The sequence below is a fragment of the Shinella sp. genome (assembly GCF_052438155.1).
Lineage (GTDB): Bacteria > Pseudomonadota > Alphaproteobacteria > Rhizobiales > Rhizobiaceae > Shinella.
The window spans coordinates 432,413-445,609 of the sequence record NZ_JBQVPI010000001.1; the positions used below are offsets into that span (position 1 = coordinate 432,413).

Here is a 13,197-nt window from a genome sequence, read left to right on the forward strand (position 1 = left end):
GCCCATTGCACATCGGAGTTTTTGATGGATTGTCGACATTGTATATCATGAACTGTTGATGATCTAATTTTTACATTGTACACAATTATTGCGGTCTGAAAGATCGCACTGAGGTGGCGGCTGCTGGAGGGCGGCATGTCGTCTGCATCCAACAACACCCATGGGAGGGGAAGAATGAAACAGGCACTTCTTTCGATCTGCGCAGCCGCACTGGGCTTGACGATGGCCAGCCAGGCCTCGGCAGCGAGCACGCTGGAAACCGTCAAGGCGCGCGGCAAGCTGGTCTGCGGCGTTTCGCTCGCGACGCCGGGTTTTGCAGCACCCGACGACAAGGGCCGCATGCAGGGCTTTGACGCCGATATCTGCCGTTCGATCGCCGCTGCCGTCTTTGGTGACGGTGACAAGGTCGAGTTCGTCCCGACCAACATCAACACGCGCTTCCAGGCGCTGCAGTCCGGCGAGATCGACGTTCTGTCGCGCCAGACGACCCACACCTTCTCGCGCGATGCATCGCTCGGTCTCGATTTTGGCCCGACGGTGTTTTATGACGGTCAGGGCCTGATGGTGCCGAAGTCGCTCGGCGTTTCCAGCGCCAAGGAACTGACGGAAGCCGCGATCTGCACCCTGCCGGGCACCACGACGGCGCAGAACATTTCCGACTTCTTCCGCGCCATCAACGGCAAGTTCGAACTCGTCGTCTTCGAAAGCCCGGACGAAAACCGCGCGGCCTTCTATTCCGGCCGTTGCGAGGCGATCACCTCGGACCGTTCGGACCTCGCCTCGATCCGCGCCGTCGCCAACAATCCGGACGACTATATCGTGCTGCCGGAGACGATCTCCAAGGAGCCGCTCGCACCGGCCTTCCGCCAGAACGATTCCCATTGGGGCGATATCGTCTCCTGGTCCGTCTGGCTGCTGATGGCCGCCGAGGAGAAGGGCATCACCCAGGCGAATGTCGACGAGAAGCTGAAGAGCGAAGATCCCGACGTGCAGCGCATGCTGGGCGCCACGGAAGAGCTTGGCAAGATGCTCGGCCTCGACAACAAGTGGGGCTACAACGTCATCAAGAGCGTCGGCAATTACGGCGAAGTGTTCGAGCGCAACGTGGGCGAGGGCACCAAGCTCGGCCTGACGCGCGGCCCGAATTCGCTGTGGAATGCAGGCGGCATGATCTACTCGCCGCCGATCCGTTGATCGCTTTCTCCTTTTAGCGATCACCCCGGGCGCGCGCATGGCGGTGCGCGCGCCCATTTCTTTCCCAAGTCTGGCGGCGAGGATTCATGGCTTTCCTGCATGACATGCGCTTTCGCGCCTATTTTTATCAGGTCGTCGCGGTCGGCTTCGTGGCACTCGTCGGCTGGACGATGTTTGCGACGGCGAGCGGCAACCTTGCCAAGCAGAACATCGCGACCGGATTCGACTTTCTGACGCGACCTGCCGGCTTCGTCATCACCGAGTCGGCCATCGCCTTTGAGGCGACCGATACGGTCGGCCGGGCGATCCTCGTCGGCATCGCCAATACGGTGAAGGTGTCGCTGCTCGCCGCCATCTTCGGCACGTTGCTTGGCCTCGCGGTGGGCATTGCCCGCATGTCGCGCAACCCGCTGCTCGCCCGCCTCGCGCTCGTCTATGTCGAGCTTTTGCGCAACGTGCCGCTGCTGCTCTATCTCTTCCTCTGGTATTCGCTGATCATCCTGATCCTGCCGCCGGTCAAGCAGGCGCTGAATCTTCTTCCGGGCGTCTACCTCTCCAACAGCGGTCTCGTCGTGCCGGCGGCCGTCGTGCAGAGCGGTGGCGCTGCGCTGTTCGCCTGCCTTGTCGGCGGTGCAGCCGCGGCACTTTTCATCCGCACGATGGCGACACGCAAGCGTATTGCGACGGGGCAGTCGAACCATGGCGGCCTGATCGCGATTGCCGTGCTTCTTGCACCCGTACTCCTGCTCTGGTTCACCGGTGGCTTCGCTGCCGACTGGGATTTCCCGACCGCCGGCAAATTCCGCCTGACGGGCGGGCTGCATGTGCGGCCGGAATTCGTGGCGCTGCTTTTCGGCCTGGCGCTCAGCGTTTCTGCCAATGTCGCGGAAATCGTGCGCGCCGGCATCCAGGCGGTCGACAAGGGACAGTGGGAAGCGTCTGCCGCACTCGGGCTTGCGCGTGGAAAAACCATGCGCCTCGTCGTGTTGCCGCAGGCGCTGCGCATCATCATCCCGCCGCTCACCAACACCTATCTCACCGTCTTCAAGAACAGTTCCCTGGCGATTGCCATCGGCTATCCGGACCTCGTCATGGTCTCCAACACCGTGATGAACCAGACCGGCCAGGCGATCGAGACCATCGCGATCTTCATGGGCGTCTATCTGGCGCTGTCGATCACCATCTCGCTCGTGATGAACTGGTACAATGCGCATGTCGCGCTGAAGGAGCGCTGATATGGCCGACGTCCAAATGCTTGCTCTGGCCCCGCCGCAGCCGGCGCCGACTGCCCAGCGTTTCGGCAAACTCTCCGCCTATTTCGGCACGCCCGGCAATACAATCGTCAGTCTCCTGTCGATTGTCGGCATCCTTTTCATCGCCAAGCTGGCCTTCGGCTGGCTGGTTGTCGACGCTGTGTTTTCCGGTGCGGGCGAGGCCTGCAAGGCGGCAAGCGGCGCGTGCTGGCCCTTCGTGGCGCAAAAGCTGCGCTACATGGTCTTCGGCTTCTACCCCTATGAGGAGCAATGGCGACCACTGCTGGCGCTTCTGCTGCTCTTTGGCGCCTGCGGTGTTTCGATGATGCCGCGCTTCTGGAGCCGGAACCTACTTTTCGTCTGGCTCATTGCCATCGTGCCGGTGCTCTACATTCTCATGGCGGGCGGCATTTTCGGCCTCACGCCGGTGGCGACGACGAGCTGGGGCGGCCTGCCGCTGTCCTTCCTGCTCTCGTTCATCGGGTTGACCCTCGCCATGCCGCTCGGCATCGTGCTGGCCTTGGCGCGTGCCTCCAACCTGCCGGCGATCCGGGTTCTGGCCGTCGGCTTCATCGAGATCGTGCGCGGCGTGCCGTTGATCAGCATTCTCTTCATGGCGACGGTCATGCTGCCGCTGTTCATGCCGGATGGCGTGACCATCGACAAATTGATCCGCGCGCAGGTGGCGATCATCCTCTTCGCCTCCGCCTATATCGCCGAAATCGTGCGCGGCGGCCTGCAGGACGTGCCGGCCGGCCAATATGAGGCCGGCAAGTCGCTCGGGCTGCACTACTGGCAGGTGATGCGCAAGATCGTGCTGCCGCAGGCGCTGAAGAAGGTCATTCCGCCGATGGTCGGCCTGTTCATCGGCTTCTTCCAGGATACGACGCTCGTCACCATCGTCGGTCTCGTCGATTTCCTCGACACCGTGCGGTCCGCCATTCGCGATCCGGAATGGCAGGGCATCGCCGTGCTCGAAGGTTACCTCGTCGCCGCCGCCGTCTACTTCACCTTCAGTGCCCTGATGGGCGCCTACAGCCGCTTCCTCGAACGATATTTCAGGACGACCCATGCCTGACATCAGCGTCATCCGAAACGCCCAGACCGTCGTCGCCTATGACGCGGCGAGCGGCGGCCATGCCTATCTCAACGATGCCGACGTCGCCTTCGATGAAAGCGGTTTCCTGCACGTCGGCGGCCGCTATGACGGCCCGTTCGCGCAGGAAACCTCCGGCCGCGACCGCATGGTCCTGCCGGGCTTCGTCAACGTGCATTGCCATTCCGGCGAGGAGCCAATCTCGAAAAGCCTGTTCGAGGACCAGGGCACCGCCGCCCTCTGGGGCCAGGCGATGTACGAGTATTCCACGCTCGTCGAGATCAGCGACGACGCGGTGAAGGCGGCCCTTACCGTCATGCTCGGCGATCTGCTGCGCAGCGGCGTCACCACTTTCGTCGACATTGCCGGCACGCACGAATGCTGGCTGCCGACGCTGGCGCAAAGCGGTGCGCGCGCCTATGTCGCTCCCGGTTTCCGCGAGGCTGCCTGGCATGTCGAGAACAGCCACCGGCTCGATTTCCGCTGGAACGAAGCGCGCGGCCGCGAGGCTTTTGCACGCGCGCTGGAAACGGTCGATGCCGCCGAAGCGCATCCCTGCGGCCGGCTCGGCGGCATCGTCGCCCCGGCGCAGGTCGAGACCTGCTCGCCGGAGCTGTTGCAGGCGGCGGCGGAAGCCGCGCGCGGCCGCAAGGTGCCGATCACCATTCATGCTGCCCAGACCATGGCCGAGCATGAGGAGCTGTTGTGCCGCCACGGGCTCACCGCCGTGCAATATCTCGAAAAACTCGGGCTCCTCGGTCCGGACCTCATCCTCGGCCATTGCATCTTCATCGACAGCCACAGCTGGACGCGCCAACGCACGGCTGACGATCTTGACCGTCTTGCCGCCAGCCGGACGAGCGTTGCCCATTGCCCCGTCACTTTCGCGCGGAGCGGCATGGTGCTGCAATCGGTCGGCCACTATCGCCGCAGCGGCGTGAACGTGGCGCTTGGCACCGACAGTTACCCCTTCAATATGCTGGAGGAGATGCGGACGGCCCTGATCAATGCCCGCATTGCCGGTGGCACGGTGTTCGACGTCTCGACGGCCGATATCTTCGAGGTGGCGACACTCGCCGGGGCAAAGGCGCTCGGCCGCAGCGACATTGGCCGCATAACTAAGGGCGCCAAGGCGGATTTTTCGCTTATCGACTTGAAGCATCCCGGCATGCAGCCGGTTTACGATCCCTTGCGCAACCTGTTGCACTGCGCCGCCGAGCGCGCGGTCGCGGCCGTCTATGTCGATGGCACCTGCGTCATGGAAAACGACCGGCCGACCCGCGTCGACTATGACGGAGCGCTGGCGGAATTGCAGGCGGTGCAGGACTTTACGGTGCGTCGCCTGCAGGCGAACGATCCGCGTGGGCGATCGGCATCCGAGCTGGCGCCGCTCTCCTTGCCCGTGCTGCCGCATCCGTGATGCTGCGGATCGCCAAGGGGTTGGGGAAGTCCTATGATGCTCACCCCGACCCTCGACCCGGCTTCACCTTCGATGCATCGACGCCTGACCTTTCTTCGCTCCCCAGCCGCTCTTGCCGGCGGCTGGCTGCTGCTGCTTATAGCCTTCGGTCTTTATTCGGCGGCAAGCCACCGGCAGGTGCTCGAGCAGGAAGTGTCGGAAAGCGGTCGGTCGTTGCAACGCGCGATTTCCCAGCGTGTCGCCCAGCATGATGCGCATCTGACGAGCCTGAGCGCCCTTGGCCTCGCGCAGGCGCAGCCGTCGCAGGATTTCGATCTCGTCGCGCGATCGATCCTGCGGTTCTATCCGCGCATCGTCGCCATCGATCTTATCCGCCTGTCGCCGGGTGGGGAGGCGAGCGTGGTGAGTTCGGCGACGTCCGCCGACGGTTCGACGGTGGATCCGGCGGAGGTTGCTCGTGCCGTGGAGGGGCTTGCATCCGGCAAGGCGGCCTATGGTCCGGATGGCAAGCCCGGCCATTATCGGCTCATGAAACGCATGAACGATACGATGGCGGTCAGCCTCGACATCGACGGCGCAAAACTCGTCGAGGGTGAAGAATTGCCGCGCTGGGCCGCGCTGGCGCTTTCGACGGCAAAGGGATTGTTGCTGGAGGTCGGTGCAAGACAGCCGGCGGCATCCTCATTTCTCGCCCGCACCGTTCGTTTCGAAGCGCCGGTCGCAAGCGCCACGCAGCCATTGCGGCTTTCCGTGCAGCGGCAGGTCACCTTGCCGCAGCTTCTTCCTCCGCTGCCTTTCGCCCTGTTCGCAGCGATCTCGCTTGCCGGCCTCGTGCTCGTGCGTTCGCTGCTGCGACACAGGCAGGATGCGGCCCTTGCCCGCGAGGTGGCGGAGGCCGCGTCCCGGCGGGAGGCGCTGCGCCAGCACGAAACGAAGCTTGCCCATGCGCTGCGCATCAACAGCATGGGCGAAATGGCCTCCGGCATCGCCCATGAACTGACCCAGCCGCTGACGGCACTGCTGAGCCAGAGCCAGGCGGGACGGCGCATCGCGGCGGCAAGCGGCTTGCAGGATACACCGATCGATAGCGTGCTCGCCGCCAATGTGCTCCAGGCCAAGCGCGCGGCCGATATTCTCGTGCGGCTGCGTGCCTATGTCGGAAAGAGCGCCCTGGAGGCGGGGGTGCACGACCTGGGTCGCCACGTCGCCGATATTGTGGCACTGTCGCGTATCGACCTCGATCGGCGTGGCATCGTGCTTGACGTCGAACTGCCCGAGGCGCCGGCCCTGGCACGGATTGATCCGGTGGAGATCGAGCAGGTGATCCACAATCTCATCCGCAACGCTGCCGATGCGGTGGAGCAGGCCGGTAGGGCAGATGGCCGGGTTCTGGTCTCATTGAGACCGGGCTCGGCAGACAGTTTCGAGATCGTTGTCTCCGACAATGGAACCGGCATTCCCTTCGATATCCTGCCGCGGCTGTTCGAGCCGTTCTTCTCCAGCAAGCCGGACGGCATGGGGCTGGGGTTGAGCCTGTGCGAAAGCATCGTCGAACGCTTCGACGGCAGCATTGCAGGGGAGAACGGGGCGGCCGGCGGCGCGGTCTTTACCGTGCGGCTTCCGGCGGCGCGGGAAACGGAAAGACGAGAGGAAGCAGCGGAATGACGATGGCGCCGGTCTATCTGGTCGATGACGACGAGGGGGTGCGCAACGCATTGTCGCTGCTCCTCGGCACCTACGGCATCCGCATCGAAACGTTCGGCGATCCGACCGCCTTCCTGGCGCGGGCGCCGAAACTCAAGCCGGGGGTGCTGTTGCTCGATCTGCGTATGCCGGCGATCACCGGCTTGCAATTGCATGAAAAGCTCGGTGCGATCGGCTGCGACTGGCCGACGATCATCTGCACTGGCCATGGCGACGTGCATGCCTGTCGCCGGGCCTTCAAAGCAGGCGTCGTCGATTTCCTGACGAAGCCGATCGACGAGCAGGTGCTGATCGAGGCGCTGCAGCAGGCCTCTAGCGCGCTGGATCAGCAGGCGGAGCGGGCGGAGGCGGCGCAGCTCGTCGCCCAGCTCACCGATCGTGAGCGCGAGGTGCTGGACATGGTCGGCCGCGGCTGGTCCACGCGGGAAATTGCAGAAACACTGCGACTGTCGCCCCGCACGGTGGATACGCACCGGGCGAACATCGCCCAGAAACTCGGCACGACCTCGGTGGCGGAGTTTGCGCGGCTCGCGCTGATCGGGCAGGCTCCGTAGCCCTACGGACCATACTCCGTCAGTCCACCGATACCGCGGCGGGCGAGAATCTCCGAAAAGAGGGCCGTCGCCGCCAACGAGACCGAGCGGCCCCAGATGGAGATAGACATGAAGACGTTCGTTGCCACCGCCTTTGCCGCTCTGACCCTCGTCGGCGCTGCTCATGCCGAAGTCCTCACCGAGCGTAACATGCCGCTCGACATCGCGGTCGAAGCTGCGGATGCTGCCGTCAAGGCCTGCGCTGCCAAGAAGTTCAACGTGACGGTCGCCGTCGTCGACCGTGCCGGCATCACCCGCGCCGTCCTGCGCGCTGACCGCGCCGGCCCGCACACGCTCGACAGCGCGGTGCGCAAGGCGTTCACGGCTGCTTCCATGCGCATGCCGACCCAGAAGATCGCTGAAAACGTCGGCAAGAACCCGGCTGCAGCACAGCTCGTTTCGATCCAAGGCCTGCTCGTGCTGGCCGGCGGCGTTCCGGTGAAGGTCGGTGAAGAAACCATCGGTGCCATCGGCGTCGGTGGTGCACCGAGCGGCGACATTGACGACGAATGCGCCCGCGCCGGCATCGACGCTGTCAGCGCCAAGCTGAAGTAAGCCAAGCTTCGTCCAGAATGAAAGAAGCCCCGGCGTCGTGCTGACGCCGGGGCTTTTTGCGTGGCTTTCTGCCGGTTGGCGTGGAGGCCGCGCCTCCACGCTTGGTATCTAGAGAATGAAATCGCCCTTCACGAACTCGATCGTATTGTCGAGGCGGATGGCGAGGTCGAACTTCCCGTCACCGTTGACGTCCCCATAGAGGAAGGTGTCGCCGTTCTTGTTGTCGTAGCGCAGTTCGCCAGCCTTGTTGCTGAAGGCTTTTTCACCGATGAAATTGAAAGCTTGGTTGCCCGATTGCGTGCTGCGTGCATCGATGGTGGAAAGGTCGATCTTGTCGCCCTGGCTTTGCGAGAAGTCGTAGATCACATCCCGTGCGGTGATGATGCTGTCCTTGTAGCTCTTGAACAGGAAGGTATCCGCACCAGAGCCACCGTAGAGCTCGTCGGCACCAGCGCCGCCATAGAGCTTGTCATTGCCGGCAGCGCCGCTCAGCCGGTTTGCGCCGCTGTCGCCCGACAGGATGTCGGCATGCGCCGAGCCTGTGAGCCCCTCGATCGACGAATACGTGTCGCCTTTCGCTTCACCACTGTTGAGCGACGGGTTCGCCAGGCTGGCCACGACGCCGGACGTCGCATCCTTATAGGAGGCCACGTCGGTGCCGCTTCCACCCTCAAGCTTGTCGGCTCCAATGCCACCGACCAGCACGTCATTGCCGCCTCCGCCGCTCAGCCTGTCGTTTCCGGCATAGCCGAAGATCGTCGTGTTGTTGTCGCCACCCGTGATGCCGTCGGCACCCGACGTGCCTTTGAGCGATGATTCATTGGATATGGCGGAAAGGAAGAAGTTGCCCTTGACGGAGGAAGAGTAGCCCGCGACATCAAGGAAGATCTTGCCGGAATTGCTTGCCGTGAACTCGATGACGGCGGACGTGTCGGCGTCCGAGGAGATCACATTGCCGTTCGCATCACGCAGGACCAGCTTGACGCCGCTTGCGGGCGTGCTGCCGTTGCCGCCTGCCGTGAACTTGTAGGTGACGCCGGCCTTGACGGTGAAGCCGTACCAGTCGCTGTCCGCCTGGACATCGATCTTGCCGCCGAGGGTTCTGCCGACCAGGATGCTGCTGGTCGTTTTCGTGTTGTTGAAGATGGTGTCGAGGCTGGGATTGGCGACGATGTACTTGCCGATGTCGCCGCCACTGTCCTGGACGTCGATGAAGTAGGTACCGCCGGCCGTGGGGGTGAAGGTGACGAGGCCGGTGGCATTTGAGTAGTTCGTCTCACCCGCCACGCGGGTGCCGTTGGCATCGCGCAGGAAGATGTCGCCATCCGGCAGGCCGCTCGTGCCGGTGCCGGTTACGGTGAAGGCATAGCTGATGCCGGCCTTGAGGGTGACCTTGAACCAGTCGGAATCACCCTTTACGTCCACGGCGCTCGTGATGCTCTTGCCGGTGGCGAGCGTAGCGGTGGTCGAGATGTTGCGCAGGATCGTATCGGCGCCGACCCAGCTCAGTTTGTAGTTACCGGTATCCGAAGTGTCCCTGACGTCGAGGAAGTAGGTACCGGTCTGGCTTGCGGCATAGGCGAGCGAGTAGCTGGCGTTGCTATAGTTCGTGTCGCCGGCAAGCAAGTTGCCGTTGGCATCGCGCAGGAACAGGTCCGCGTCGGGCGCCGATGAGCCACTGCCGTCACCCGAGACGACGAAGCCGTAGTCGAGGCCGGCCTTCATGCTGATCTTGAACCAGTCGGAATCGCCGGAGACATCCAGAGCGCTCGAAACGGTCTGCCCCTGGGAGAGCGTCGACGTCGTGTTGACGTCACGGCGGATCGTGTCGTTGCCGAGCCAGGTGAGAATGTAGTTGCCAATGTCGCTACCATTGTCATCAACGCCCACGAAGTAGGTGCCGCCGGCGAGCGCAGAGAAGTTCACCGTGGTACTGCTGTTGCTGTAGTTCGTGTCGCCTTTGATGTAGGTGCCGTTGGCATCGTAGAGATAGAGATCAGGATCAGGCAGGGTCGAGCCGGAACCGTCGCCGGAAAGGCGGAAGCCGTAGTCGAGCCCTGCGGAGAAGGCGGCCTTGTACCAGTCGGCGTCGCCGGCCGATGTCAGGGCATTCTTGATGGTCTGCCCCTTGATGATGGTTGCGTTCGTCGATGTGTTGCCGGGAATGCTGGACATGGAATGAACTCCTCGAAATCGATACGGGATTCTGTTGGCTGCGGCGGACGGCAAAACCCGCGTGCGGCACGGCAGGATCAATCGTCGACCGCACGAAAAATCTTGCTGGTCGCCGAATCTCGATCGTTCCCGCCGCGCTTGGCACAGAGCATGGCGGGGTAACCGGAGTGAGCGATTTTCTGCGAATGGTGTTCTGGTGGCGACGAGCGTCTATCGACAGTCGGGCCATTGCGAGAAATAGTCCCGCACAGGATGTAGCGGAATGCGAGGTACAAAATGGCCAGTCTGACCGAGACCGGCTTCGGTCTGGCGGCGCGGGGCGACAAGGGACGCGACTTTGCGCGGGCGGAGCAACGCGCGGCCATTCGCAAGCTTGCCGCTGCCTATTGGGCCGCCGTATTCGTGTCGACCAGCGTGTTGTGGGCCGTTGCCGGAACTGATCCGGTCGAATCGGCGCCGGGCAAGCTTGCGTCGATCGCTTTTGCGCTGATGCTCACCATCGGGATGACCTGGCTGTTGAAACGGACGCTCGCCCGGCCCTTGTGGCAGCAGGCCGTGGCTGCCTTCGGCCTTTCCCTGCTTGCAACGCCGATTTCGGCGGGCATCGATTTCCTTATCTATCTCGTGTGCGTCTATCCGGAGCCGGCGCTTCTAGACAGGCGCGAGTTAGCCTTCGGGCTGATTTTCGGCATGTCGCTGTTCTTCGGCTGGTGCTGCCTCTATCTCGCGCTCAGCTACAGCTTTGCACTTGCCGAAGGCGAGCGCCGGATGGCGGCGCTGAGGGAGGAGGCCCTGTCGGCGCAGATGCGCGCACTCGCCTATCAGGTCAATCCACATTTCCTGTTCAATACCCTGAATTCGATGGCCGGGCTCATCGAGGAGGGGGCCAATACCAATGCGCGCGCGATGGTGCTCCAACTCTCCGGTTTCCTGCGCAAGACCCTGTCGCTTGATCCGACAGAGGACATTCCCCTGCATGAGGAACTGGCCTTGCAATCGGACTATCTTGCGGTGGAAAGCACGCGCTTTTCCGATCGCATGAACGTCGTGTTCTCGGTGGACGACGCGGCACAGACTGTTCGTGTCCCGCCGCTCATTCTTCAGCCGATCTTAGAGAATGCGGTGAAGTACGGTGTCGGTGCGACGCGCGGCGCCGTGGAGATCGCGCTGCGTGCCGAGGTGAAGGATGGGGCGCTTGCCCTGACCGTCGAAAATGACGTGCCCTTGGAAATGACGGGTGCGCTGCCGGCGGGCATGGGCATCGGGCTCAGGAATGTTGCCGACCGCATGGCAACCCATTTTCCAGAAGGGGCGACACTTTCCAGCGGCTATGTCCGACCCGGCCGTTTCGCTGTCTCGTTGATCCTGCCGCTGGTGCGTTCATGACGGAAACCCCGGACGTGACGGCGATCGTCGTCGATGACGAGCCGATCGCGCGTCGGCGTCTTTCGCGCCTGCTGGCATCGATCGGCGGCGTGCGCGTGGTCGCGGAGGCAGGCGATGTCGCCGCTGCCATCGACGTCGCGCGCAACCACGCACCGGATCTTCTGTTTCTCGATGTCCGCATGCCCGGTGGCGACGGTTTCGATGTTGTCGATGCGCTCAGGGACAATCCTCCCGCTATCGTCTTCGTCACCGCCTTTGGCCACTATGCGCTGCCCGCCTTCTCTGCCGATGCTGTCGATTATCTGACGAAGCCGGTGGAGGAAGGGCGCCTTGCCGCCGCGCTCACGCGTGTCCGGCAACGCATCGGAACGCGCAATGCAGCCGAACGGCTGACGGAGCTGACAGCGGCGTTCGAAGCGCTTCGCCAGGCGGTGCGGCAGGAGCAAAATGGTCTGCCGCCGTTTTGGGTGCGCTCGCGCGGCCGGCTGGTGCGTGTGGCTGCCGCCGGTGTGACGCGTATCGATGCAGAGCGGGACTATGCCCGTATCTATGCGGACGGTGAAACCTACCTGCTCGACGAGACGCTGGCCTCGCTCGAAAGCCGCCTGCCGGCGGAGCAATTCATCCGCGTGCATCGCAGCACGATCCTGCGCACCGAGGCGATCAAGGGGTTTCGCCGGGGGCGGCATGGCGCATGGGCGGCAGAGCTTCAGGATGGCAGCCAAGTGCGCATCGGGCGCAGCTACCTGTCTTGCATGAAGCTGGTGGCGCCGTAGTCTCATTATTTCTGGGCATTCCTATTCACGCCAGTGCGAAATATGAGTGCTGTATGGATGATTCGGCGGCGATTCGTTTTTTTGATCGTGACGGCAGGGCGTTCCGTAGGGCGGCCCTTGGCGCAGCGATTGCGGCGGCGGCATTGGTCGGCGGCTGTGCAGCGCGGCCGGGTGTCGGCATTGCGACACAGTCCACGACGGTCCCTGCCACCAGCGCACTGGTGCTTCCCGCGCCAGGAACGCTTTCGATCGTCAGCGTGATTCAGCGCCAGTACACCAACGCGATCCAACAGCAGGTCGCGCTTTCCACGTCGGCGGCGACGTCGGGGCAGAATTTCCTGAGCATCCAGGCCTTCGGCCCGGCGGAGACCGTGGCGATGTCGGGCGGTACGCTTGCCTTCAAGCCGGTCCTGCATTCGGCGATTCGGTCGGAAATCCGGAGCACCTTCGGGGGGCGTCCGATTGCGATCTCGTCCAATTTCGTGCGCAACAGCTATGGGCCGTTCGGCTATGCCTACGGGCGCGGGGCGGGCGACGACAGCTGCCTCTACGGCTGGCAGCAGGTCCGCTCGGACGAGGCGGAACGCAACCGGATGAACAGTTCGGGGATGATCCAGATCCGTCTGAGGGTCTGCCAGTCGGGCGCTTCGGAGAAAGACCTGGTCGAACTGATGTATGGTTACACCATCGTCGGCGGCTTCGCTGGCAAGACGTGGAACCCCTACGGCACGCCGGCATCCGTCGATCGCCAGATCGGCGGCGGAGAACCGCTTCGGGTTGCAGTCGAGGAGCGTAAGGTTCCGGTCGCCGTGCGCGTGGAGACGCCGCAGCGCAGTGTCAGGGAACGGCGGTTGTCGGAAGAAAAGCCTGCGCGGGCGGTGGATGCAATCGATACGGACAAGGCCGTGCTGGTTCCCTCGCCATCCGGCGGCGCAGCGGTGACAGGGGATGAAGCGGTGGTCGTGCCGTCACCCGTTTGTGTTGCTGACGCATCTGGATCGGCAACCTGTAATTGATTTATTGGGTGCGCCGCCCTAATTTTTGC

The 13,197-nt window shown here is 63.4% G+C and carries 11 protein-coding genes; 10 read left to right on the forward strand and 1 reads right to left on the reverse strand.

What is annotated here, in order from left to right:
* Positions 1 to 174: 174 nt before the first annotated feature.
* The 7 genes from ACT6VE_RS02055 to ACT6VE_RS02085 all read left to right on the forward strand — a co-directional run bounded on the left by ACT6VE_RS02055 (position 175) and on the right by ACT6VE_RS02085 (position 7,815).
* Entirely contained in the window at positions 175 to 1,194 is a 1,020-nt protein-coding gene (locus ACT6VE_RS02055) for an amino acid ABC transporter substrate-binding protein (RefSeq protein WP_444796953.1), read from the forward strand.
* An 86-nt stretch (positions 1,195 to 1,280) separates the two neighbouring features.
* On the forward strand, positions 1,281 to 2,429 hold the full coding sequence (locus ACT6VE_RS02060) for an amino acid ABC transporter permease (RefSeq protein WP_444796954.1): 1,149 nt from the start codon (positions 1,281 to 1,283) through the stop codon (positions 2,427 to 2,429).
* Position 2,430: 1 nt separating this feature from the next.
* Complete coding sequence (locus ACT6VE_RS02065) at positions 2,431 to 3,525, forward strand: amino acid ABC transporter permease (RefSeq protein ID WP_444796955.1); 1,095 nt, start codon at positions 2,431 to 2,433, stop codon at positions 3,523 to 3,525.
* Entirely contained in the window at positions 3,518 to 4,963 is a 1,446-nt protein-coding gene (locus ACT6VE_RS02070) for an amidohydrolase family protein (protein ID WP_444796956.1), read from the forward strand. The genes ACT6VE_RS02065 and ACT6VE_RS02070 overlap by 8 nt, the downstream gene beginning before the upstream one ends.
* A gap of 36 nt (positions 4,964 to 4,999) precedes the next feature.
* Positions 5,000 to 6,628, forward strand: coding sequence for a sensor histidine kinase (locus ACT6VE_RS02075; protein ID WP_444796957.1), 1,629 nt, complete (start codon positions 5,000 to 5,002; stop codon positions 6,626 to 6,628).
* The gene (locus tag ACT6VE_RS02080) at positions 6,625 to 7,221 is read left to right on the forward strand and encodes a response regulator transcription factor (protein ID WP_444796958.1); all 597 of its coding nucleotides are present in this window, start codon (positions 6,625 to 6,627) and stop codon (positions 7,219 to 7,221) included. Before ACT6VE_RS02075 ends, ACT6VE_RS02080 begins: the two co-directional genes overlap by 4 nt.
* Positions 7,222 to 7,329: 108 nt before the next feature.
* Complete coding sequence (locus ACT6VE_RS02085; RefSeq protein WP_444796959.1) at positions 7,330 to 7,815, forward strand: GlcG/HbpS family heme-binding protein; 486 nt, start codon at positions 7,330 to 7,332, stop codon at positions 7,813 to 7,815.
* Positions 7,816 to 7,923: 108 nt separating this feature from the next.
* On the opposite strand, the gene ACT6VE_RS02090 is transcribed toward ACT6VE_RS02085, so the two are convergent.
* On the reverse strand, positions 7,924 to 9,990 hold the full coding sequence (locus tag ACT6VE_RS02090) for a pre-peptidase C-terminal domain-containing protein (RefSeq protein ID WP_444796960.1): 2,067 nt from the start codon (positions 9,988 to 9,990) through the stop codon (positions 7,924 to 7,926).
* 276 nt (positions 9,991 to 10,266) lie between these two features.
* Between ACT6VE_RS02090 and ACT6VE_RS02095 the strand changes: the two genes are divergently transcribed.
* Genes ACT6VE_RS02095 through bcsN form a run of 3 tightly spaced genes read left to right on the forward strand, consistent with a single transcriptional unit; the run spans position 10,267 to position 13,168 of the window.
* Positions 10,267 to 11,376 carry a sensor histidine kinase gene (locus ACT6VE_RS02095; RefSeq protein ID WP_444796961.1) on the forward strand — a complete coding sequence of 370 codons (1,110 nt, stop codon included), beginning with the start codon at positions 10,267 to 10,269 and terminating at the stop codon, positions 11,374 to 11,376.
* Complete coding sequence (locus ACT6VE_RS02100) at positions 11,373 to 12,152, forward strand: LytR/AlgR family response regulator transcription factor (RefSeq protein ID WP_444796962.1); 780 nt, start codon at positions 11,373 to 11,375, stop codon at positions 12,150 to 12,152. Before ACT6VE_RS02095 ends, ACT6VE_RS02100 begins: the two co-directional genes overlap by 4 nt.
* A gap of 53 nt (positions 12,153 to 12,205) precedes the next feature.
* Complete coding sequence (gene bcsN, locus ACT6VE_RS02105; RefSeq protein WP_444796963.1) at positions 12,206 to 13,168, forward strand: cellulose biosynthesis protein BcsN; 963 nt, start codon at positions 12,206 to 12,208, stop codon at positions 13,166 to 13,168.
* The last annotated feature ends 29 nt before the right edge of the window (positions 13,169 to 13,197 follow it).